Origin of the sequence: Micromonospora sp. NPDC049903 (assembly GCF_044460945.1) — a bacterium.
Classification (GTDB): Bacteria; Actinomycetota; Actinomycetes; order Mycobacteriales; family Micromonosporaceae; genus Micromonospora.
In genome coordinates this window covers 78548-103001 of the sequence record NZ_JBITKL010000011.1, presented here as the reverse complement: position 1 = coordinate 103001, position 24454 = coordinate 78548, and the positions used below count along the sequence as shown (strand labels likewise).

Here is a 24454-nt window from a genome sequence, read left to right as displayed (position 1 = left end):
CGGCGGGGCCGCCGCAAGCCCCTACGAAGCAGCACGTCCCTCGTGGACAGAGGTCGGCGGCGGGTCGAGACGTGCCGGCGTGGTGGCCGGTCAGGCGACGAGGACGACCTTGCCCCGGCCGTGTCCGGTCTCCACCTCTCGGTGGGCGTCGGCGGCCCGGGCCATCGGATAGGTGCGGCGGATCGGGAAGCGCAGGTCGCCGGCGGCGTAGAGATCGGCGAGCGCGGCGAGACGGGCGGCGGAACGCAGGTTCGGTGTGGTCCGGATACCGAGGTCGACGGCTCGGGCGTGCGCGGTCAGGGTGAGGATCCGGGACCGGTCGGGGCAGAGCGCGAGCGACAGGGTGAGTGCCTCCCCGCCGGCCCCATCGAGCACGGCGTCGACGCCCTCGGGCAGCAGCGTACGGAGGTGGTCGGCCAGGTGCCCGCCGTAGACGACCGGTACGGCGCCCAGCGACCGCAGGTACTCCTGGTTGGCGACGCTGGCCGTGCCGACGACGCGGGCTCCCGCCCGGAGGGCGAGTTGCACGGCGACCGCACCGACGGCACCGGCCGCTCCGTGCACGAGCAGCGTCTCCCCCGGCCCGGGTCGGATCTGGTCGAGGGCGATGTGCGCGGTCTGGGCGGCACCGCTGAAACCGCCGGCGACCTCCCAGGGCATCGCGGCCGGTTTGGCGGTCACCTGCTCGGCGGGCACCGCGACGTACTCGGCCGCCGCGTTCATGAACCCGAAGCCCAACACCTCGTCGCCGACGGCGATCCCGGTGACCCCGGCGCCGACCTGATCGACCGTCCCGGCGAACTCGTTGCCCGGCACCGCCGGCAGCGTCGGCAGCGTCGGTGTCGCCCCGGCGGGCATCACCCCGGCCCGTACGGCGCAGTCGATGGGCTGCACGCCGGCGGCCCGCACACGTACCCGGACCTCGCCGGGTCCCGCCTCTGGGGTCTCGATCCTCCCCCACGTGAGCACTTCCGGCCCGCCGACCTGCCGGAACACCGCTGCCTGCATCCGTACGCCTCCCCGTGATCGTGGCCACCGGACCCAGTCTCGAACCTCAACCTCACTCGAAGTCAAGGACGTGACCGGTCGTCGGTGCGGGGGCGGGCACCGCCGACGAAGGTGTCGAGCGTCGGCCCGTGCAATACCGCACCGGGCAACGGGTCCCGCTGCACCCGCGTCACCAGGCGCGGCACCGGCAGCCGACCCGGGCGATTGGCCGCCGCGAGCACCAGGTTGCCGTACCGCCGGCCGCGCAGCATCCGCCGGTCGGCGACGACGCAGACGTCGGCGAAGACCGCGCGCAGGGTGGCCGCCTGCACCCGGGCGAGGACCAGCGGCGGCAGGTCGGTGACGTTGACCAGGTAGACGCCGTCCGGGCGCAGCACCCGGGCGACCTCGGCGGCGAACGCCACGGTGGCCACGTGCGGCGGCATCCGGGCCGCCCGGTAGATGTCGGCGAACACCAGGTCGTACGCGTCGGCGGGTGCCTCGCTGACCGCCTGCCGCGCGTCGGCCACCCGGACCTCGATGCCGGGCTGCCGAAGCGGCAGGTCCCGGGTCACCAGGTCGACCACGGCCGGGTCCCGCTCGACGACCACCTGGGCCGAGCCGGGCCGGGTCGTCGCGACGTAGCGCGGCAGGGTCAGCGCGCCGCCGCCCAGGTGCAGCACGTCGAGCGGATCACCGGCCGGTGCGGCGAGATCGGCCACGGCGGCCATCCGGCGCACGTACTCGAAGTGCAGGTAGGTGGGGTCGGCGAGGTCCACGTACGACTGCTCGACGCCACCCGCCAGGAGCGTGCGCCCGGTGGGCCGGGCCGGGTCGACGACCAGTTCGAGACGGTCGTCGGTGGCCTCCATGAGCAGGCAGGCTAGCCCAGTCGCCGGTGCCGCACCCGCAGGACCCGGCGGCGTCAGCTCCCGAGCATCGGCGGGCGGTCGCTGTTGAGGTGGAACGCGCGTTCCTCGGCCTCCTGCCGCGCCGCCACGAAGTCGCGTTGCCAGTCGGGAGCGCCGTCCGGGATGCGGGCGACCACGTTCTCACCGTGGATCCGGCCGTCGGCGTCGGTGAGGCTGACACCGACCACGGTGTGCCCTCGACCGGGGATGGCGTAGTGGCGCACCGTCCACCGCGCCGACACCTGCGCAGCGTGACGGCGGCGTCGGTTACCGGCCGTCAGCACCGCTCCGATGAGCGCAACGGCGGCCAGCACGACGAGGAGGACAGCCAGGAACGCGATGATCCGCACCCGCCCGAGGGTACCCGGACTCCCGCCGGACCTGCACGGGACGCCAGCGGGTCAGCAGCCGAGGCGTCGGCTGGCCAGGGCGATGTCGTCGATCCAGAGGTCGAACGCGTCCGGGGTGGTGCCGCCCTGATAGAGCTGCCAGCCGATCTTCACGGTGTTGACGTTCGGCAGGACGAACGGCACGTCGTTGCCGCCGTGCTCGGTGGTGGAGGCGGTCAGCTCCGGGTTGGCGACTCCGTCGATCCAGACCGTGACTCGGTTGTCGGTCGGGTCGAGCTTCCACTCGAAGCACTGCCAGGTGTCCTCGACCACCGGGGCGGACTCGCGCCAGTTGGTCCAGTCGCCGGTCGGCCCACCGTCGGCGCCGATCCCCCAGAAGATGCCGGGGACGGTGGGGGCGTACTGGCCGCCGACCGGTCGGACGACCTCGGCGCTGCCGCTGCCGGTGGCCTCGACGAGGGTGAAGTGCGCCCAGTCGGGGGCGGTCGGGAAGGCGTCCACGCGCAGCCGCATCCGGCCGTAGAAGCGGTTGCCCGGCGCGGCGAAGTCGTCGACGCGAAGGAAGGCGCGTCCGTTGTCGACGGTGTGGACGTGCAGCACCTGGTTGCCCCGGTGGGTGTGCTCCACGGTGAGCGTGCCGTTGCGGGTGTCGATGCCCCAGTTCAGGCTGCTGGCACCGCCGCGCGGCAGGCGTTCGAAGTCCTCGCAGAACAGCATGTGCCGGGTGCAGGAGCCGCGGTGCGAGGCGTTCGCGGCGTCGGACGGGACGCTGCCGGCCGTGACGGCGAGCGTCAACGCGGCGGTCACCGCGGCGAGAAGTGTGCGCATGCCTGTCCTCCGATGGTCGCCACGGCGGCGGTCCGCCGCCGGGCACCCGGCGTCCGACCGTCGGTGCGTCACGGGTGCCCAGGCGGGACCAGAATCCGTCGACCGCCTGTGGAAGCGTTCCCATATATAGCAGACGGTGGATGCCTGCGCTGACCCGTGGTCGGACCCGACCGGGTGGCGGGCGTCAGGCGCGGGCGTCGAAGACGCTGACCGAGCGGTGTGCGGGCTCGTCGGAGAACAGCGACGGGCCGTGGCTGACCTCCCGGGGCATCGAAGACAACGCGGTCAGGCCGTGCCGAGCGGTGTACTCGCCGAAGGCGAGCACGTACAGGTATCCGGCCGCCGCCTCCTCGACCGGCGACAGGTCGCCGTCTGCGCCGGCGGTGAAGGTGATCTCCAGCCGGGCCGGCAGCGTCCCGGTCACCGCGCGGACGGACTCTCCGGTCCGGGAGCGCACCCGCTCCTCGATCAGGTCGCGGGCGGCCTCGTCGAGACCGGCGGGTCCGGGACGGGCCAGCAGCATCCGGGAGGCCGCGCCGGCCCCGACCGACTGCCCAGCGGCGGCCCAGCAGAGGCCGGCCGGGGGCACCGCCAGGTCGGCGAGGGCCTCGCCGAACGCCTGGTCGACCTCGGGCGTGACGGCGGCCATCTCGGACATCCGCCCGACCGTGCCCTCCACGTCGTCGGGGATGTCGAGATCCAGGATCACTCCCACCCACTCCAGGCTCGGTGCGGCCTGACGGTGGGCGGTCAGGTCCGCCGGGTCGAACTCGGCGATGTGCTCGGCGACGGCCAGGAAGAAGTCCTCGAAGCTGCGCCGCATCATGACCTTGTCGCGCCACTGCGCGAACGGGAAGTCGACGGCCTCCCCCAACTCGGACAGGGGCACCTGGGCACGACGCAGGAGATCGGCCATGATCCCGTGTCGCACCTGCGAGCGCGCGTACTGCCGGTACCCGGAGCGCGGGTCGACCGACGCCGGGGTCAGGATGCCGCGCTCCGCGTACAGGCGCAACGCCTTGGCCGACAAGCCGGTCATCACCTGGAACTCACCGGCGGTGAGGTCGTCGTTCATGGTCCTCCTCGGGCCTGGCGCTTGTGGACCGACTCATCATCGGCCCGGCCCTTTGGGCAAGGTCAACCGCGCCTCGGACGCCGCCCGCCGGCCGGTGCGCCCGCGCTGCCGGAGAGACCAGCCCGACGACGGGACGCAGACTGTTCGTCACCAAGAGTTCATCCGCCGGCCGACCAGCCCGCTGGACGCTTCTCCACGCGTTCTGAGCTGGGACTTTACCGGCTCCGCAGGGAATCGCCGGGCCGGGAGCGAGGGTCCGTCCACGGCTAGCATTCGACGGCGGCTGCGCCGTGCGCAGGCCGCTACCGCGCGAGGAGGAGCACGGTTGGACACGCCGTCCCTGAGCGAGCTCGGCGGCTTCCTGGACACCCACCGGCAGACGCTGCTGACCGTCCTGACCGTCGTGGAGCTGGCGATCCTGCTGGTCCTGCTGCTGCGGCGGGTCAACCGTCGGTACGGCCTGCGTCACCTCGGGCGACGTCTCCGGCGCGGCATCACCGACACGGCCCGGGGCCTGGTGGCGCCGATCGTCGGTCGCCTGCGGGCCCGGCGTGGCATGCGGGTGGTCGCGGCACGGTTCGCCGGTCCCGGTCCGGTGCCTACGGCGCGAGCCGGGATCATGTCGGCGGGCGCGGCGCTCGGCGGGCAGGACGAGTGGTGGCCGTACCTGGTGCTGCTGGGTGACCAGGAGGTCGGCGTCCGGGTCGCCGGGCCCGGGTCCACCGCCCTGCGGCCGTTGGCGGAGTCCGGGTGGCAGGTCAGCGGACACCTGTGGCGTACGCGGCGACCGCTGCCCCCGATGTCCGGTGCCGTCTCCACGGCGCCGCTGCCGGTCGCGGTGGGCGTACGGGCCAGGGACCTGGTCCTGCTGGACCTCGGTCGTTGCCCAGGCGTCGTGTCGGTGCACGGCGCACCGGGGGCGGTGGACCGACTGGTCTCCGCGATGACCGTCCAGTTGGCCGCGATGATCGGTGGGCACGGCGTGGACCGCCTGATCGTCGCGGTGCCGCCGGACGACGATCTCGCCACGGCCGACCTGGAGCGGCAGGGGTTACCCGAGGCGTTGACGCTGCTCGCCACAGATCAGGCCGCCGCCGTCGGGCGGCGCGTCCTGGTCTGCCGACGGCCCGACGCCGCGACGGCTGCACGGCTCGCCTCGCTGGTCGCCGACGATCCGACCCTGCTGGTGCTGGTTGCCGGTTACCTGCCCGGGTCCCGCTGGCGGCTGCGGGCCGACACGGACGGACGGGTCAGCGCGCCGGAACTGGCGCTCGACGCGGAGTCCGCGCCGCTCGTGCGGATCGCCAGGTCGCGTCGACGGCCGACGGTGCCCACGACGTCACCGGCCTGGGCCGAGGAGGACTCACCGGCCGCCACGCCCGTCAGCGCGGTCTCCTCCGCACCGGCCGCACCGACGGCGGATGTGGACACGCCACCGCCACCGCCACCACCGACGCCGACGCCGACGCCGACCGGCAACGACGACCTGATCGAGCGGACGCCGGAGACGCACCGGCCGATGGCGCACTCCAGCGCCGAGCCCGCCGGCCGACCCGGAGACCGATGATGCGACTGCTGCTGACCGTCAGTGCGGCCGAGGCCGAGCGGGACGTCGCGGTGGACGTCCAGGTGGACACGCCGGTGGGGGCGCTCACCGACAGGGACGACCGGCCCGACGGCTGGTACCTCGACGGAGACCGGCTGGATCCGACGCAGACGGTCGGCACGGCCGGGATCGTCGCCGGGGTCCGCGTGGGTGCGGGCACGCCGACGACGGCCGGGGGCGTACGGGACCTGCCGGGCGACCCCGGTACGCACTGGTTGGAGGTGCACGGGGTCGGCGGCCCGGACGCGGGACGGGTCTGGCCGGTCGGCCTGGGCTGTCACGACATCGGCGCGGCGCCCGGGTCGGCGATCGGCCCGGCCGGTGCCGGCGTACCCGCGCACGCCGCCAGACTCGCGGTCGACGCGCAGGGCCGGGCCTGGGTGACCCTGGGCGACGGGGTACGGCTGGCGCTTCCGCAGGCGCCGCCGGAGACCGAACCGGTGGTTCCCGCCACGGACTCGGACCGGCCGCGACGCGACGACGAACCCGCGAGCGGACGGCCCGAGGCAGCGCGGTCGGCTGGTGCCCGACGCTGGCCGCTCGGGGTGGACCTGGCGGTCGGTGACAGTCTGCTGCGGCTGGTCCGGCGGCCGGCCCCGGACGCAGCGGTGACGCCCGCCGTGGACGTCCCGATGCTGGACTTCAACCGGCCGCCCCGGATCGTGCCGCCGCTGCTCTTCGCCCGGCGACGGCTGCCCACCCCGCCGAGCAAGCCCACCCGCCGGCCCATCCCGCTGCTGATGATCCTCGCCCCGATGGTGCTGGGTCTGGCCTTCGTGTTCCTCTTCGGCTCGTACTTCTTCCTGCTGATCATGCTGCTCAGTCCGGTGCTGGCGATGGCGAACTGGTACACCGACCGGCGCAGCGGTCGTAAGCGCTACCGCCGGGAGCTCGCCGAGTACATCCGCAAACGCGCCCGGGTGGTGCGGGAGCTGGCGGCCGACGTCGCCGGGGAACGGCTGGCCCGGTGCGAGGCGTCGCCCGACCCGGCGACCCTGCTGTTCACCGCCGTCGGTCCGGGCCGCCGGCTGTGGGAGCGGCGGCGGCGCGACCCCGACCACCTCGTGCTGCGGGTGGGCACCATGGACCAGCCCTCGCTGATCGAGGTGGAGGACCCGGCCCGCGTCGACGGGGACCGGCAGTTCCGGTGGACCGTGCCGGACGTACCGGTCACCGTGGACCTGGTCGAGCGCGGTGTGGTCGGTCTGGCCGGCGCGGCGGAGACCACTTACGCGACGGCGCGGTGGCTCCTCGCCCAGGCCGCCGCCCTGCACAGCCCGCGTGACCTGCGAATCCACGTGCTGACCGAGCCGGCCGGGGAGGAGCGGTGGAGCTGGGTGCGCTGGTTGCCGCACACCCGGCCGCCCGAGGACGGGACCGGACGGCCGTACACGCTGCTCGGCAACGACCCGGAGACCGTGGCGAACCGGGTCGGCGAGTTGGTGGCGATGGTAACCGCGCGGACCAAGGCCCGGGGCACGCAGCTCGGTCAGGTCCTCTTCACCGAACCCGACGTGGTGCTGGTGGTCGACGGCGCCCGGCGGCTGCGGGACGTACCCGGCATGGTGCAGGTGCTGACCGAGGGTCCGCCGGTGCGGGTCTTCGCGATCTGCGTCGACGCCGAGGAGCGGCTGCTGCCGGAGGAGTGCACCGCGGTCCTGCGGGCCGACGCGGAGGGGCTGACCGTCCGCCAGACCGGCGTGCCGGAGGCCACCGGCGTACGTCCGGACCTGGTCACGCCGCAGTGGTGCGACCGGGTGTCCCGGGCGATGGCCCCGCTGCGGGACGTCACGCCGGACGAGAGCGCGGGGCTGCCCGACCGCAGTCGTCTGCTGGAGCTGCTGGACGCAGACCCGCCGGAGGTTGCCGAGGTGGCCGCGCGCTGGTCGCGGCAGCCCGCGTCGACGACGTTCGTGATCGGCAGCGGGTTCGACGGGCCGGTCAGCCTCGACCTGGTCCGGGACGGGCCGCACGCGTTGATCGCGGGCACCACCGGTGCCGGCAAGTCCGAGTTGTTGCAGTCCATCGTGGTGTCGCTGGCGGCGGTGAACCGACCCGACGAGTTGACCTTCGTGCTGGTCGACTACAAGGGCGGCAGCGCCTTCCACAGTTGCGTCCGCCTGCCGCACACCCTCGGCATGGTGACCGACCTGGACGGCGCGCTGGTGGTGCGGGCGCTGGAGTCGCTCGGCGCGGAGCTGCGCCGACGCGAGGAGATCCTGGCCGGGGTGGCCGCCAAGGACCTCGTCCAGTACCGCACGATGCGCGGTCGTGACCCGGCGCTGCCGGCTGTGCCACGGCTGGTGCTGGTGATCGACGAGTTCGCCACCCTGGTCCGGGAGGTGCCGGACTTCATCCCCGGCCTGGTCAGCATCGCCCAGCGGGGACGGTCGCTCGGCATCCACCTGATCCTGGCCACCCAACGGCCGGGCGGGGTGGTCACCACCGACATCCGGGCCAACACCAACCTGCGCATCGCGCTGCGGGTCACCGACCCGACGGAGAGTGCCGACGTCATCGACGTACCCGACGCCGCGATGATCCCGGCGGCCACGCCCGGTCGGGCGTTGGCCCGGCTCGCGCACCGCTCCACGCTGCCCTTCCAGACCGGGTACGTGGGCGCGGTGCACCAGGGCGCCGAGCCGGACACGCCCGAGCCCGCGCCGGTGGTGCCGGTGCGGGGCACGGAGTTGCCCTGGTCCCGGTTGGGCCGGTCGTTGCCGCCACCGGTGGAGGTGACGCCGAACGGTGTCGCGCCGGACGAGTTGGCCGCCACCGACCTGGACGTGTTGGTGGACGCGATCGACGCGGCCGCCCGGGAGGTGGCGTGTGAGCGGCAACCGAGCCCGTGGCTGCCGCCACTGCCCCCGGTCGTGCTCCTGGAGGATCTGGCCGCGCCCGCGTCCCCGGCCGGTCCCGGGTTGCCGCCGGTGCCGTACGCGCGGGCCGACCTGCCGGAGCAGCAGACCCAGCCGGTGCTGACCGCCGACCTGTCCCGCCTGGGACACCTCTACGTGCTCGGCGCCGCCCGCTCCGGCCGGTCGCAGTTGCTGCGCACCCTGGCCGCGTCACTGGCCCGGTCGCTGTCCAGCGCCGACGTGCACTTCTACGCCATCGACGCGGCCGGCGGGTCGATGGCGGCGCTGGCGGAGTTCCCGCACTGCGGAGCGGTGGTCCCCCGCGCCGACCTGGAACGCCTGGAGCGGCTGCTCGGTCGGCTGCGCGGTGAACTGGCCCGGCGGCACGACCTGCTGGCCCGCCACTCCTGCGCCGGGCTGGACGAGTTGCGCGCGGCGCTGTCGCCGGCCGAACGTCCGGCACACCTGGTGCTGCTGGTGGACGGCTGGGACTCGCTGGCCGCGGTGCTCGGCGACCACGACGGCGGGCGGCTGCTCGACCAGTTCCTGGGTCTGCTGCGGGAGGGGCCGGCGGCCGGGCTGCACCTGATGATGACCTCCGAACGGGGGTTGCTGTCCGGGCGGGTGGCCACCCTCAACGACCACCGGATCATGCTGCGGATGACCGACCGCACCGACTACTCGGCGATCGGCGTCAACCACCGGCGGGTGCCCGAGGTGATCCCACCGGGCCGCGCCTGGAGTTCGGTGGACCGGGGCGAGCTGCAGATCGCCCTGCTGGACCGGGACCCGTCCGGTCCGGCGCAGGTCGAGGCGATGCGCCGGATCGCGGCCCGGGCCACCGCCCGGGACAGCGGCGTGCCCGCGCAGCGCCGACCGTTCCCGGTGGCCGGGCTACCCGGTGCGGTCACCTTCGCCGAGGCGTTCGCGCTGTTCCCCGACGCGCAACGGCGGCCGTTGCACGGTCTGCTCGGGCTCGGCGGCGACGCCGCCGCACCGGTCGGTGTGGACTTCGCCGGCCAGCAGGCGACCTTCCTGGTCGCCGGGCCACCCGGATCAGGACGCAGCAACACCCTCGCCACGCTGGCGGTGTCGCTGCTGGCCGGCGGCACCGCGTTGGTGGTCCTGACACCCCGGGAGTCGGTGCTGCGCCGGTTGGCGGTCCACGCCCGGGTGCGTGTCCTTTCCGGTACGAGTCCGGACCCGGCGCAGGTGAACGCCGCGCTGGCGGAGTTGGGCGGCCCGTCGGTGGTGCTGGTCGACGACGTCGACCTGTTCGGCTTCGCCAACCCGGTGGACGGGGTGCTGCGGGAGGTGGTGGCCACCGGCCGCGACCGGGGCATCGGACTGGCCTACGCGGGCACCGCCGAGACGCTCGTCCAGTCGTTGGGGGGCTGGATCGCCGAGGCCCGCCGGTCCCGGCAGGGGGTGCTGCTGGCACCGCAGTCGGCCATCGAGGGGGACCTGGTGGGCTCCCGGGTGCCACCGGCGGCACTGCGGTCGGGCAGCCGCCCGGGTCGCGGGTACGTGCCGGACCCGGCGACCGGCGCCCTGAGCACGGTGGCGATCCCGCACACCGTGGTCCGTTAGGCCCGACACAGAACGGCCGAGCCCCGGGCGCCGTGGTCGGCACCCGGGGCGGGACCGGTCAGTCCTTGGCCGGCGGCTTGGACAGCGTCTGGTCCATGTCGGTCAGGTTCTTCACGATCGCCGCGAAACTCTTGGCGAAGCTCTCCAGGTTGCTGACCGCCTTGGTCAGCGAGGCGGTGAACTCGTTGTACTGGCTGTTCATCACCGGGCTGGCCTGCTGCATCCAGAGTCCACCCTGGCTGGTCAGCAGCTCGGTGACGCTGCCGTTGAGGGTCTTGAGCACCTGGGCGATGTCCGCGCCCTCGGTGGTGAGCCGCCCGGAGACCGTGTGGACCCGGTCGTAGTCGACGTCTACCTCTGCCATGGTCTGCCTTCCGGTCCTCGGGCGCTCAGCCGCCGCTGGACGACGTGGAGATCTGGTCGTCCATGGTGCGGAGCTGGACGGTGATGTTATGGAACTGCTGCGCGAACGAGCGGATGTTCTCGATCGCGCTGGTCAACTCGGTGTTGAAGGTCTGGTACTGCCCGCTGAGGGTCGGGCTGGACCGTTGCAGCCAGAGACCACCGTCGCTGGTGAGCAACTGGGACACCGCGTTGCGCAGGTCCTCCAACCGGGGCACGGTCTGCGTGACGGCCAGGTTGAGCTGGTCGTTGACGGTCTTGACCCGCTCGAAGTCGACGGTGATGTTGGCCATGGCCTCACTCCAGAAGTCAGATGGTGACGGTGGTGTAGGGGACGTAGTCGTCCTCGGGTGACTCCTCGGAGACGAGCGTCCACTCCCCCGTGTTCGGGTTGCCGTGATAGACCTCGGTGCGGTCCGGACCCACCACCGTCTTGGTGCCGGTGTCCGGTCCGGTCACCACGATGTCGGTCGTGGTGGTCTCCCCCTCGTGATCGACGGTGACCTGATGTGACCCGCCGTCGTCGGTCGAGGTGATCGTGCTGGTGGTGGTGCCCTCGTCGGTCGTGGAGGTCACCACGTACGAGCCGTCGGGGTTGGTCTTCTTTTCGATCGTCTCCTCGGTGCCGTCGGAGTGCTGGATGGTCGAGGTGAAGTCCACGACGTCGGGCTCACCGTCACCGTCGGTGTCGTGGTAGGTGAACCGGGTCGTCTCGGTGTAGGTGAGCCCGTCGCCGGAGTCCACGGTGGTGGTCTCGGAGACGATCCGGCCCTGGTCGTCCACGACCGCTACGACGTCGTTGCTGCCCACCGGCGAGGTGCCGGCCTTGGAGGTGGGCACCTCCCCCGGCTCGGGCACCGGATCCCCGGTCCACACCGGCACCGAACCGTCGACCAGGTTCCCGTGCTCGTCGTAGTACTGGAAGGTGATCTGGCGGTCCTTGAGGTCGAGGTAGCGCTCGTACGCGGCGGTGTCGGACTGCCAGCCGGCGATGTCGGCCCGCAGCCGGTCCAGGTTGACCTTGCCGGCGATGTCGGCGTCCAGCTCGAAGTACGCCTGGGCGATGCCGTCGAAGGTGCCGGCCAGTTCGTCGAGCAGGTCCATCGAGTCCTTGAACGGGGTGTGGCAGGCGTAGAAGAAGGCGCTCAGCGAGGCGTACAGCGACGAGTTGCCCACCTGGGACGAGTCGACCACGGACCCGTCGGAGGTGACCACCGATCGCCGTGAGCCGGTGTCCACGTCGAACTGGATCCGGCTCTTCAGCTCCCGCATGCTGCCCGCCAGCCGGTGCAGCAGCGCGTAGTCGAGCACCAGGTCGGCCATCCCCGCCCTCTCCTCCGGTCGTCGCTCCTCGCCGTCTGTCGGGTTCGACGCGGCCGGGGCGGCCGGAGGTTCACCGTGAACCTCCGCGCGGGTACGCCGCGTCGAGCAGGACGAGGAGCGTCGGGGGCTGCGGGAGGGGTGCGGTGGGCGTACGGCCCGGTGACTGGTCGCCGCTGACGCTGTCCGGGGACCCCACGCCCGGCGATCCGGACGTGCTGGTGCGGGTCGCCGACTACATGGACGTGATGGCGCGGCACGCCCAGACCGCGGACGACGGGCTCGGTGCGGTGCTGCGGCAGAGCGGTGAGGGCGCGTTCGTCGGCAAGACCGCCGACTGGCTGCGCGAGCAGGTCAGCAAGGAGTTGCGCGGCTTCGTCGCCGGTGTGCGTACCGCCTTCACCGCCGCCGGGCCGGCGATTCGCGCGTACGCGCAGGCGTTGCGCGAGGCCCAGGCCAAGGCGGACCAGGCGCTGCGCGAGGCGAGCGCGGCCGGCGACGACGAGGAACGGATCCGCACCCTGAAGGCGGACGCCGAGAGCGCGGCGGCGGACGTCCGGAGCGCGGCGGGTACGGCCCGGCAGGCCATCCTCGACGCCACCGACCACATCACCTCGCCGGTGACGCCCAAGTCGGCGTGCGAGGTGTTCTGGGAGATCTTCAACTGGCTGGCCATCATCGTGACGGTGGTGGCCATCTTCGTCGGAGGGCCGCTCGGTCTGCTGGCCTTCGCGATGAACGCCGCGTTGGCGATGAAGGCGGCGCTGGACTTCGCGACGGGCAAGACGAACGCGCTGGGGTTGGCGCTCGGGCTGCTGGCGATCCTCGGGCCCAGCACCCGACCGTTGATCGCCCTCGGTGACCTGACCAAGCTCGCCACCACCGCCTGGCGGAACATCACCCAGTTCAGCCGGAACAGCTTCACCCTGGCCCGGGCCGGCATCGACGACTTCTGGCGGACGGTGTCCACGCTGAGCATCAGCGCGGCGGTACGCGGCATCGGCGACCTCGGGATCACCGTGGCCAACTCGGTGAAGAACGGCGCGCTGCTGATCCCCAGGATCGTCGGTCCACTCGACGGCCTGGCCGTGCGCGGGTTCGTGACCCTGGAGAAGTTCACCCTGGTCACCGTCCCGGCAACGGCCATCACGCTGGGCAACCTGGGATACCGGGGCCTGGTCAGGCTCGGTGGCCTGGCGGCCGACGGCGGCCGGTTCGTCGCCGTCAACGCCGTCCGGTTCGGCAACCTCATGGTGCGCGAGTTCGGCGGCTGGAAATGGCTGCGGATCTTCCTGCCGCTGGCCGGGCACGAGATCGGCGCGGTCGGCCTGTCCGGGGCCGCCAAGCTCGGGATCCTCGGTCGCGGACTCGGGATGAGCCGGTTCGACTCGCTCGCCGGGCTGGGCGGCGGCGTACGGCTCGCCAACGGGCTCACCACCGTGCACGTCGTCAAGCCCGGTGACGCCCCGCCCGCCGGTGGGCTCCACGTCAGCCCGAGCGGCCTGCACCTGCCCGACCTGATCGAGAAGCCGCTGATCGGTGCACCGTCGACGCCCCACCTCGCGTTCTCCGCCCGCAGCGTGGACCTGTCCGCCATGCGTGGGCCGCTCGGCGCGCACGATCTCGCCGCCGTCAGCCCACCCCGGATGCCCGCGATGGCCGGCGGGGTCGACCTCGGCGCGCTCCCCCGGTTCGACCCGCCGACGGTCACCGGGGCGACGATCCCGAGCCACGTCGACGTCCCCACCCCGGGCGCGGTCGGCGCGGTGCACCTGCCGGACGTACGGATGGGCAACCTCGGCGCGCTGAACCGGGCCGGCGGGCTGGAGGGGCTGGAGACCTTCGGACGTGCCGAACTACGCCACCTGCACACCGGCGACGTCAGCGCGGTGCGGACCTCGGAGACCGCGGTGGCGTTCAACCTCGGCGCCCCGGAGAAGGCGTTCGGCGACACCACCGTGGTCACCCCCACCAGCGTCGCGGTCCCGCACACGCCGCCCACCGCGCAGGTGAGTCACCTGCACGCCCTCGACCAGCTCAAGCAGGCCCAGCGGGCGCTGACCGACGCCTCCGGGGACGCGCTGGCCGTCGCCCGCGCCGAGAAGGACGTCCGGGTCGCCGAGGCACTGGTCCGGCGTACCTCGGACAGCCTCCGGATCGACGGTCCGGGTGTCCTCCTCGACGCACCACCGGCCCGGGCGGTCGAGACGGCCGCGCCCGACCTCGCGGCCACCCCGCCGACGACGGCTCCCGATCTCGCCGCCGCCAGGGCCTCCGTGACGGTGGACGAGGCGACGCGGGCGCTGCAGGCTCGGCTGGACCGCCTGCGCGGCGGCGACGCCGTCGACCTGTCCGGGCTGGACGTGACGCACCGGTTCGCGCCGGTGTCCACCACCGACCTGCTGGACCTGCCCTCGGTGCCCACCCATCAGCCCGGCACCGGCGTGGCGGAGTTGGAGAGCCGGCTGGCCGCTCTGCGCGGCACCGACGTGCCCTCCCCCAGCGCCCGCCACCTGGAGCTGGAACACCGCTTCGCCCGGCTCCGGCCCGGCTCGACAGGTCAGGCCGGGCCGGTCGACCCGGCGATGTTCCCGGCCCCACCGACGATCTCCCCGGCCGAGGCCACCGCCCGCGCCACCGCCGTCGAGCGCCTCGCCGACCTGGAGGTCGAGTTGGCCGCCGTTCGGGCCGAGGGGAGCCCGTCGACCGCCGACCCGACGCGAGCGACGCGGGACGCCGCTGCACCGGTGACGCCGGAGGTCCACGGTCCGGGTCGCACCGTGAACGCCGACCAGGTGGGCACTCCCGGTCGGCCGGTGGATGCGGGCGCGCGAGCCGCCGACGAGCTGCCGGATCTGCCCGCCGTGCCCCGGACCGACCCGGTCGTCGGTCCCGGCCCCGACGAACTCGGCCGCCGGTTGGCAGAACTCACCGACGACGCGCGCCGGACCGGGCTGACCGAGCGGGAGGTCAGCGCCCTCACCACCGACGTCCGCGCGGCACTGGACACAGGGCGGCACGGTGACGCCGCGCATGGGATCACCGCGCTGCACGACCGGATCGACCGGCACGCCCTGTTCCAGCGACTCGACTCGTACCGGGAGCACGTCGACGCCGGGCACCGGCGCGCCGCCCAGCTCGGCATGGACAAGGGCACCTGGTTGCAGCACGCGGTGGACATCGAGCGCGCCGCCGCTGCCGGGCGGACCGACGACCTGCACCGGCTGCTCAACGCCTACGAGAACACCCTGGCCGACCGGCTGGGGCAGCAGAAGCTGGCGGATCGGCCCGATGGCGCCCCCGGCCGGGCCGACGACGAGGCCGGATCCCCCGGCGACCTGGACGACCTGACCGCCCGGCTCGACGCACTCCGAGGGGACCACACACCCGACCCGCGACTCGCCGACCTCGAACTGGAGGCACGCCTCGCCGCCCTGCGGGGCACCGACGACGCCGGTGCCCCGCTGCCGGAGCTTCCCGACGTGCCGACGCGGGCACCCGGGGGCCGCGACGTCGACGCCGACCTGGCCGACCGGCTCGCGACCCTGCGCGCCCGCGCGGACGAGTCGATCGGCATGCCGCCGGCCGAGCGTGCCGAGTGGGACTCCCGGTTCGCCCAGGCCACCGACGAGGCCGCCCACGCCGACGTGCTGGCCCGCCACGAGCTGCGCCTCGCCGAACTGACCCGTGAGGTACGCCTCGCCGAGGTGCGCGGCGGCACCGGTCCACTGTCCGCCGACGAGTACCGGTCCTGGCAGGAGGCGTTGTCCCGGGTCGGCGACGACCCGGCCGGCATCGACCGCGTGCTGTCCCGGTACGACCTCCGCCTCGACCAGCACCGCCTGGACGACGCTCACCAGATCCACGCCGCGCTCAGTGCACCCGACCATCTCCGGGGGCTCGACTCCCGGCTGGACCAGGCGCTGGGCGGGCTGTCCCAGAGCCTGCGGGACTCGACCGCGACGCGGTTCACCACGCTCGGTGACCGGTTGGCCCAGCTCCGTGGCACGGACGGCGTGCCGGCTCCCAGCCGGACCGACCTGCCCGCGTCACCCCGAGCCGAGCTGCCCACGGCGCCCCGGACCGAGCCGTCCGTGCCTGGGCGGGTGGAGCCCGCCGGGGCGCGGACCTCGCCTGCGCCCGGGCTCAAGGAGCCGCCGCCGAGGACACCCGAGGCGCCGTCGCGGCCGGCGCCGACGCCCGGCGAGGCACTCGCCGAGCTCCCCGCGCCGCCGCGCCTCTCCGACGACGCGCTCACCGCGCCACCCGGGGACCGGGTGGATGCGCCGCCACGGGACCTGCTCGGCGACGGCCGCCCGACCGGAGGGGGCCGTACGGTCGAGGTGAACTCCGAGCGGTGGACCCCGCTCAAGGACGCCTTCCGCTTCGAGCCCGCCGGCCCCGGGCAGCCGCCGAAGGTCGTCCGGCCGCCGGCCAGCGGCGAGCGGGTCAATGTCGGCTACCAGGTCACCGTCGCCGCGCAGGACATGCACTTCACGGTCAAGGTGCACCTCGACGCCGCGCCCAGCGTGGCGGCGCGGGAACTCGCCGAGGTGAAGGCCCGCACCGTCGAGGGGATCGAGCGGTACGTCAACGCGCCCCGGCACCACCTGCCCGGGTGGGACGTGCCGATGAAGGTCACGGTGCAGTTCGTCGACGATCGCGCGGAGGCACACGGCTCGGTGTCGGTCGGGCCCGCCGGATCGCCGATGTCCCAGCAGTCCTGGCCGGTGGGCGCGCCGCCGGCCGCGTACGCGCACGAGATCGTGCACCAGCTCGGCGTGAAGGACACCATCGCGCCGCCGGGCGCGTTGCTGCACGGCGCATCACCGCAGACCTACGGCGACCTGATGGGCGGCCACCGGCACGACGTCGACGAGTTCGTCCTGACCCCGGGTGCGCTCGGTCAGATCGCCGACGTGCTGGCACCTCATGTCTCCGACTCGTCCGCGCTGCGTCCGCCGCCGGGCGCGGTCGTCGGTGATCTCGCCGAGGAGTTCTGGGCCTCCGGGGTGGACCTCCCGCCCCGGCTCACCAGCGCGGAGGCCACGGAATCCGCGCCGACCGACACCGTGTCGACCCCCGCCCAGAGCACTGCCGCGCCGATCGCACCGATCGTGGTGAACTCCGCACCACCGATCGCCGTTCCGGCCACGGTCGAGGAGATCCCCCTGACGGTCGTCTCCACCACGCCGCAGACCGCCAACTCGCTACCCGGCCTCTATCGGGAACGGCCCGAGCTGCTCAACGACCTCGATGCCATCGACGATGTCGACGAACTGGTCCGAGGCGTCGAGGAGAGCGTCACCGACGCGGTGCGTACCCGGGTGTCCGAGAAGCTGCCGCTCGTACCGGGGCTGTCGAAACTCTCGGTGCAGACCGCCGAGATCGGGCAGGCGCTGCGCGACGAGCCGGACACCTTCTTCGGCAGCGGCGGGCGCAGCTTCGACGTCCGCGACGGCCTGCACGGCTGGCACCGGGTCACCATCGCACCGGAGTGGTCGCCGAAGGACGCGCAGGTGGTCGACCAGTCGGTGGACCGGGCGAAGTTCGACACCCGCAGCGACCAGGCCGACGGCGTCAAGCACTCCGCCACCACCGGCGGTTCCGGCGCCCTCGGCGTCGGCACGATGTTCCCGCAGCGGGTCGGGTACGGCGCGGGCGGTGCGCTGGACGTCGCGTTGTCCCGTCCCCTGGAGTCGTTCGAGGACGGCGCGAAGCTGACCGACTCGCACAACGTGCGCAGCGGGTCCGGCTCGCACCTGGTGTCCACGCCGGCCGCCTTCACGGTCACCGTCACCGATCCGGAGGCACCGCTCACCAGCCGCACCTCCCCGGTGACCGCGCCGAAGACCACGGACAGCGGGCCGAGCACCACGGACACCGGCCCGAAGCCCACCGAGACCGGGCCGAAAACGCAGTTCAGCGGGCCGAAGACGGGCAAGCGGACGGTGGGCGAGGCGGTCCGGGCCGACGTGACGTTCCGCTCCTCCGACGACATCGCGAAGGCCGCTCCCCGCCAGACGGGCTGGCTGGAGGTCGACCCGAGCCGGCACACGTCGATGCTGGTCGAGAACTTCACGCCGGTCCGCATCCTGCGCGCCGGCATCGACCTGCCCGACGGCACCCGGCCGGTCGACACCTGGAACGACGTGGTCGAGGACATCCTGGTCCGGCTCCACCCCACCAAGGCCGTCGGGCCGGGCACGCTCGGGGCGCGCCAGGCCCGGGACCTGTTCAAAGAGTCCGCCATGATCGGCAACCTGATGCCCGCCATGGACACGGTGGTGCATCCGCCGACGATCACCAGCAAGCACGGCGCCCACGCGGTGTCCCTGGAGTTCACGGCGAACATGCCCGCGCTGTCGGTGCTCGCGGACATCGCCAAGTCCTCGTTCCGCTGGCAACCGGGCCAGAGCGAGGGGACGAAACTGTCCCATTCGAGCCGGGTCGGACTCGGGCTCTCCCTCGTCCCGATCCGCTGGGCGTTCGGCACCGGGTACGTGCAGGCCCGGTTCTCCTGGGGCTACCTGCGCTCGATGACCGCCTCCGCCGGCCACGGCGGCAGCTCCAAGCTCGGCACCGAGTTCAAGGACATCCCCAACGTCCTGGTGGAGGCGCGTTTCCGGCTCGACATCAGCGCCGGGTTGCGGGAGGCGCCCGGGTCCCGGTTGGCCGGCGACGGGACGGTCCGGCCGATCGTCGTGGACCTGGTGGTGCTCGGTCGGTTGCCGGCCGCGCGGGCCGCCGAACTGCTCAGCGGCGACAGCACGATCATCCCGTCGCCGACGACGTGGTACGTGCCGCCGTACGCGTACACCGGCGGCCGCTCGGTCACGTACGGCCTGAGCGCCTTCCAGCAGCTCTATCTGGACGTGGCCGGACTGATCCGGACCATCGAGGGTGGGTTCCTGCCCCGGTTCGGCGATTCCGGCACGACACGCCGGATGCGGACCAGCCGGGCCGCGATCGAACGGCAGGCCAACCAGGACGAGTTGGACCGGGTACTCACGGTGCCCGGCCTGCGACAGGGCAAGGGCAACCTGTTCAAGAACGGCGTGATCGCCGAGCTGAGCCGGACCAAGAAGTTCGGCAGCCGGCACGTGATCGTGCACGTCACGGCCAGTTACACCAAGGCCTTCCAGCACCTGGGCACCAGCAAGGGCGACGCGGTCCGGACCAGCCACACCGACGTCTTCCAGGAGAAGATCAGCGCCGGCGGCCAGTGGCGGGGAGCGGCGGCGGCCGAAGGCGGCGTGATCTCCCGGCTGACCGGGAGTCCGGCCGGCGCGCTCGTACCCGCCGGGGCGATCGAGTTCCGGGGCCGGCTGGACCGGCAGAGCGGGTCACAGCTCTCCGGTCAGGAGACCCGGCTCAACGGCGGCACCCCGGACTCCCAGGCGTTCGGCAACGACCTGCAGGTCACCGTCCAGCTCTACGCGTACACGAAGCGCCTCGGCCGGGACCCGAAGGGCCGGATCGGCCTCGGGCGGGTGATGCGTCAGCGGTTCCCTCGGCCGGCCACCGACACGGCCGGTCCACGGCGGGTGGTGGCACCAAAGCAGGAGCCGAGCGTACGGGTCGGCGGGAAGCAGTTCAGCCGGTTCCGCCTGACGCAGACCCACCCGGTCACCGTGCAGTTCGACCAGGCGTCCGTGCTGCACCAGCCGCTCAGCCTGCCGACCACGTTCGCGCCCCGGCCCGATCCGCTCGGGGTCGACCGCCAGACCAAGCTTGAGCTGACCACGCTGCGCGAGTGGGTCGACCAGGGTCCGACGTCGCGGGTCGACCGATGGTTGTCGGTCGAGGACTTCCCCGGCAGCGCCTTCGTCCTCGTCCTGGCCAAGGACGCGATCCGCGCGTCCCAGCAGTACACCGACGATGTCTCGCGCACCAAGTTGGGGGACCTGCGTGGCACCGACGGGTTGGCCGAGGGTATGCCGGTCTGGGCCGGGCTGATCGACCGTTTCGGTGAGTCGCGCCAGATCCACGGCCTGCCCGCGATGGTCGACGGCACGTGGCACGTGGACCGCATCACCTCCGGGGAGGACGGCGCCGCGACCGACCTCGCCGTCTCCACCGCCCTGACGAACCCGAGGCTGGTGCCCACGTACGCCACCATCACCAACGAGTTCGCGTCGACCGGGTCGGTGGAGGTCAATGCCGCCAGGACCAAGGAGAACCAGCTGGCGTTGCGGGGCACCTTCTCGGGCAACGTCCGACGAACCGGCACCAGCAGCGACAACACCCACGGCGGTGGCGCGTTGTTCACCGGCGGCTACGAGAAGCTGCTCTACGCCGGTTCCACTCGCCACAGCGAGAGCATCGGCGGCGCGATCGAGCGCAACGCCAACAACCGGAAGGGCAAGCAGCGCTCCTTCCTGGTCGTCTTCGACATGCGGGCCTCGGTGGCCGCCGAGATCACCACCTCACCGGACCGTTACGCCCTCGTCCCCCAGTCCCTGCGTACCGGCGACTGGCTGCACCACCACAAGTCGGTGACACGGCACGGCACCGTCACCAACGCGCTCTTCCTGCGGCTGCCGGCCCGGACCGTGGTCCAACTCGGTCTGCTGCCGAGGTTGGCCGGTGACCCCGGCATGATCGGCGACCTGTGGCTGCCGGGTCCGATGCCGTCGCTGCGGCTGCCACCCGGGCACAGCCCCGGACTCGGTCTCTACACGTTCGACCGGACCCCGACCCTGACCGAGCCGATGATCACCGCACTGCGGGCCGAGGCCGCCAAGCTCGGCCCCGACCGAGGGATGGTCAGGAAGCTCCTCGACACGATTCAGGGCCAGATCGTGAACAGGTCGATCGCCAAGATCTCCGACTCCCTCTCCGGTTCCGGGCTCGACGACCCGATGCTGAACCGCCGCCGGTTGCTCTACCTGTTCACCCCGGCCGGCGGCGCACAACACTGGTCATCCATGGTGGACGGCGGGGTGTCGGTGCTGCACACGAAGCCGGGGCGGATGACGCAGCACTCCCGGGACGTACGCCTGATCGCCGAGCCGATCGGCGAGCCGAAGGTGCGGGGCTTCGTGGCCGACCACGACGACGTCGACATCAAGACCACCCACACCAGTGACCACGGTGTCACCCGGCAACGGATGCACGGTCAGACCCTCCTCGCCGGGGTCGCCGGCACCGGGGTCTCCAACCACCACGGCGAGAACCTCGCGGCCGGCATGGGCGACACCGTCGGTCGCGTCTCGCAGGTGTCGAACGCCCAGAACAGCGGCACCACCACGACGGACACCAACCTCAGCTCCGGGCGCGGCGTCAAGGCGAGACTCGAGACCCGGGTGAAGTACACCCTGGCCGTCTTCGACGACGGCAAGCGGGTCGACGGCGACCTGCTGGTCGTGTACGACACGGTGACCCAGGACCGGTGGGCCGACGACCTGCGACCGCCACGCGTCGAGCCGGCGAAGGCACCTGCCACCTACCGGATCGCCGCACCGGAGACCCTGCCGCCGGGGTGGCGGACGGTCAACGGCATGCCGATGCCGCCACGGTTCAGCGCCGAGGACCTGAACCGGCTCGCCCAGGTACAGCGCCTCGTCGAGGGTCTGCTCACCGACGCCGCCAAACGGCTCCGCACCGACGGGTACGCCGGGGCACACCAGATCCACCAGAGCCTCACGCCGGAGATCCTCCTGCCCGGCGTGCCGAAGATGATGACCGGCGAGGGCTTCGACCTGCCACCCGCCGTCAGCGCCCAGATCTTCGGCCAACAGGCCACGATCAACCTCAAACTGGTGCCCGAGGGCGCATCGCTCGGCGGGGTCAGCTCCGGAGTCTTCCGGGAGCACGCACCCCAACAGAGCGGTGGCTACAGCACCGGCACCAGCGTGCTGACCCAGCACCTGCGGATCCCGCGGATCCCGCTGATCGGGCGGGGTTTCGCCGACGACCCGTACCAGGCGTTGGAGGCCGGTGGGCCGGGCGTCGCCGCTGGTGACACCCAGGCCGCCGCCGAGAGCGGCAGCAACGCCACCGGCAGTCTGGGCAACGTCAAGCCGGAAAGTCGCTCGACCCTCGTCGACTACCTCAGCCGGGTCGAGGTGACTGTCTCGCTGGCGTACTCGATGCGACCCGCCAGAACGGTGACGAGCGCGAGCAAGCCGGCGGAGCTGGTGAACGTGTCGTTGCGGATGGGCCTGCACGACGCGCGGACGGCGCTGCACATCCCGACCGACGCCACGACGATCGCGACGGACTCCCCCGGCCGGGTCGCCGCGTTCGACGAGATCGTCGACCACGAGGCGAAGCTGGCCACGGCGGCCGAGAGCTTCGTCTCCGCCACCGACAGGCTCGACCAGGCCCGCTACGACGCGTACGCGGCGGCGGAGGGCAGTGCCGAGCGTGCCGCCCTGGAAGCCACCCTGCCCGGACTGCACGAGCAGCGGGATCGGGCCGGTCAGGCGTGGTGGGAGCTGCTGCAACGGCACCATCTCCTGCTCGACGACTTCCGACACTCGTACCTCGGAATCACCGAGAACCCGGCGGGGACGAAGCCCGCCCGACTCGCTGAACACATCGCACAGCAGAGCAACGGCACGACCGGCACCAAGGGCCAACCTCCTGCCACCAAGGACGAGACCGCGCCAGCCACGATGGAGGAACCCGAGCCGACGACGTCCACGGAGGTGCCCGGACCGGAGGGGACGCAGGTCGAGACGACCGAGGTCGGCACCGCCGCCCCGCAGGTGCTGCCCACGCCGGGTGACGGACGCTGCCAGTTGTACGCGACGATCGGTAGCGCTCCGGAGCTGGTCAGCGCGAAGCTGGCCGAGGCGGGCCTCGGCTCGCCCGCCCTGCACGCCTGGCTCGGCGATCCCGAAGCCGTCCGTTCCCAGGTCACCGCTGCCACCACGAGCCCACTGCGCAACTCGGCCGGACTGGTGCCGCTGGACACCGAACTCGGCCAGGCGGCGGAGCTGCTGCGGCAGCTCGTCGATCGGCACCTGCACACGCTGGGTCCGGACGGTGTGCCGGTCGCCGCCATGCAGGGGTACCGGCTCAGCGGCGCTGTGCAGATGCAGGAGATGGTGCAGGCGATGAGCCGCGAGGCCCTGCTCGACCGGCTCGCGCAGCTGGGCATCACCACCCTGCAGGACCCCGGCCTGCTACCGGCGACACACCTGCGCGACCTCTTCGTTGAGCTACGTACCGCCGACCTGGTGACGCAGGGCTGGGAGCCCGGAGCGGCCCGCGCGTACGCCGAGCAGAAGGTGCCGCTCAAACCCACGAAGGACGGCTCGCCGCCCCGCGACCTGGCCGACGATTCGCTCTCGATGCGGACCATGTTCGACTACCTCAGGGCCCGTGGCACCCACGTCGAGCTGCGGACGCTGTCCGACGCGATCCTGCGGGACCAGCTCGCGACGTACCTGCTCGATCCACTGAGACCGGTCGACGCGGCCGAGTTCACCACGCTCACACGGGCCGTGCGGCACTGGGAGGACCACTGGCGGGACGACGTCGGCGAGGCGTACCCGGCTCTGGTGGCATCCGCCCTGGACGCCCAGGTACGCATCCACACGCCCGAACACACGGAGACGATCGGCCCGGACGGCGCGCCGTTGCTCGACGTGTTCCGGCGCAGCGACCACTACCAGGCGATGGTCGGCCCGCAGCCGCAGCCGGAGCCGGAGCCGGAGCCGGTGGAGTCGACTCCCCCGGCCGCCCCGTTCCCCGCCGATCTGGACCGGACCAGTGGCCCCGCCGTCCACCCGAAGGGCGCCAAGCCCTTCGAGGTCGACCCGCCCGGCTCCGCCGACGGGAAGACGATCACCGGGGACGCGCTGCGCACCCAGCAGATGCGGGTCAATCCGGCCTGGATGCCGCTGTCCGACTTCACCCCCGAGATCCACGCCGGCCGGCCGGACGCCCGCTGGCACTACGTGGTCACCGAGGCCGGTGAGATCATGATCGGCAGCGAGGAGATCCTGACCGTGGTCTCCGCCCGGCAACTTGCCGACCTGCACGCCGCGATGCGTGCGACCGACCCCGGCCTCACGCTCGACCAGCTCAGGAACAGCATCAACCAGCAGGGTCACCCCACCATCGGCGTACGCTTCGACGGCGAGGGGCGCGCCCTCGTCGGCCGGGGACGCATCAGCGGGGAGCTGCACCGCGATCCGGACACCGGCCGGTGGGGCGTCGACGACAAGTCCGGCCGCTACATGAGCGAGAAGATCCGCCCCGGGCTCGATCCCGCCGACGTGCAGCGGTGGCTCGACGACGTCGCCGCCCGACTCACCGCACAGCTCGGTGAGATCGTCGAGGCGCGCCCGTACAAGCACGCCGCCCCTGCGCCGGCCACCCGGACCGGCCCGACCGACGGCACCGCCCCGGCACCGCCGACGGACGACCTGCGGGCGCGGTGGGTGGAGGTCCAGGCGCAGCGGCTGCGGGCCGACGGCACCGACCCGACGGTGGCCACGATCATCGCCGAGGGCCTGACCGCCGACCGCGAGACCATGCTCGCCGACCTGGCGGCCCGAGCCGCCCCCTGA

11 protein-coding genes are annotated in these 24454 nt (G+C 72.9%); 3 read left to right on the top strand and 8 right to left on the bottom strand.

All coding sequences use genetic code 11. From position 1 onward, the window contains the following. Positions 1-90: 90 nt before the first annotated feature. The 5 genes from ACIBO1_RS18670 to ACIBO1_RS18650 all read right to left on the bottom strand — a co-directional run bounded on the left by ACIBO1_RS18670 (position 91) and on the right by ACIBO1_RS18650 (position 4151). Positions 91-1008 carry an NADP-dependent oxidoreductase gene (locus tag ACIBO1_RS18670; RefSeq protein ID WP_396748050.1) on the bottom strand — a complete coding sequence of 306 codons (918 nt, stop codon included), beginning with the start codon at positions 1006-1008 and terminating at the stop codon, positions 91-93. Between the two features lie 62 nt (positions 1009-1070). After that, positions 1071-1859 carry a spermidine synthase gene (locus tag ACIBO1_RS18665; protein WP_396748047.1) on the bottom strand — a complete coding sequence of 263 codons (789 nt, stop codon included), beginning with the start codon at positions 1857-1859 and terminating at the stop codon, positions 1071-1073. A gap of 53 nt (positions 1860-1912) precedes the next feature. Beyond that, on the bottom strand, positions 1913-2248 hold the full coding sequence (locus ACIBO1_RS18660; RefSeq protein ID WP_350700550.1) for a hypothetical protein: 336 nt from the start codon (positions 2246-2248) through the stop codon (positions 1913-1915). Positions 2249-2299: 51 nt separating this feature from the next. Continuing rightward, positions 2300-3076, bottom strand: coding sequence for a hypothetical protein (locus ACIBO1_RS18655; RefSeq protein WP_396748044.1), 777 nt, complete (start codon positions 3074-3076; stop codon positions 2300-2302). 184 nt (positions 3077-3260) lie between these two features. Beyond that, on the bottom strand, positions 3261-4151 hold the full coding sequence (locus tag ACIBO1_RS18650) for a MerR family transcriptional regulator (RefSeq protein WP_396748041.1): 891 nt from the start codon (positions 4149-4151) through the stop codon (positions 3261-3263). Between the two features lie 325 nt (positions 4152-4476). Here ACIBO1_RS18650 and ACIBO1_RS18645 point away from each other — a divergent pair, with 325 nt between their 5' ends. Next, complete coding sequence (locus tag ACIBO1_RS18645) at positions 4477-5718, top strand: hypothetical protein (protein ID WP_396748038.1); 1242 nt, start codon at positions 4477-4479, stop codon at positions 5716-5718. Further along, positions 5715-10205 (top strand): FtsK/SpoIIIE domain-containing protein, encoded by a 4491-nt coding sequence (locus tag ACIBO1_RS18640; RefSeq protein WP_396748035.1) that lies wholly within the window; start codon positions 5715-5717, stop codon positions 10203-10205. Before ACIBO1_RS18645 ends, ACIBO1_RS18640 begins: the two co-directional genes overlap by 4 nt. A 58-nt stretch (positions 10206-10263) precedes the next feature. Here ACIBO1_RS18640 and ACIBO1_RS18635 read toward each other — a convergent pair whose 3' ends face one another. Genes ACIBO1_RS18635 through ACIBO1_RS18625 form a run of 3 tightly spaced genes read right to left on the bottom strand, consistent with a single transcriptional unit; the run spans position 10264 to position 11930 of the window. Beyond that, positions 10264-10569 carry a WXG100 family type VII secretion target gene (locus ACIBO1_RS18635; RefSeq protein ID WP_396748032.1) on the bottom strand — a complete coding sequence of 102 codons (306 nt, stop codon included), beginning with the start codon at positions 10567-10569 and terminating at the stop codon, positions 10264-10266. A 25-nt stretch (positions 10570-10594) separates the two neighbouring features. Then, complete coding sequence (locus ACIBO1_RS18630; RefSeq protein WP_396748029.1) at positions 10595-10900, bottom strand: hypothetical protein; 306 nt, start codon at positions 10898-10900, stop codon at positions 10595-10597. A 16-nt stretch (positions 10901-10916) separates the two neighbouring features. Next, the gene (locus tag ACIBO1_RS18625) at positions 10917-11930 is read right to left on the bottom strand and encodes a hypothetical protein (protein WP_396748026.1); all 1014 of its coding nucleotides are present in this window, start codon (positions 11928-11930) and stop codon (positions 10917-10919) included. A gap of 143 nt (positions 11931-12073) precedes the next feature. Here ACIBO1_RS18625 and ACIBO1_RS18620 point away from each other — a divergent pair, with 143 nt between their 5' ends. Next, complete coding sequence (locus tag ACIBO1_RS18620; RefSeq protein ID WP_396748023.1) at positions 12074-24454, top strand: hypothetical protein; 12381 nt, start codon at positions 12074-12076, stop codon at positions 24452-24454.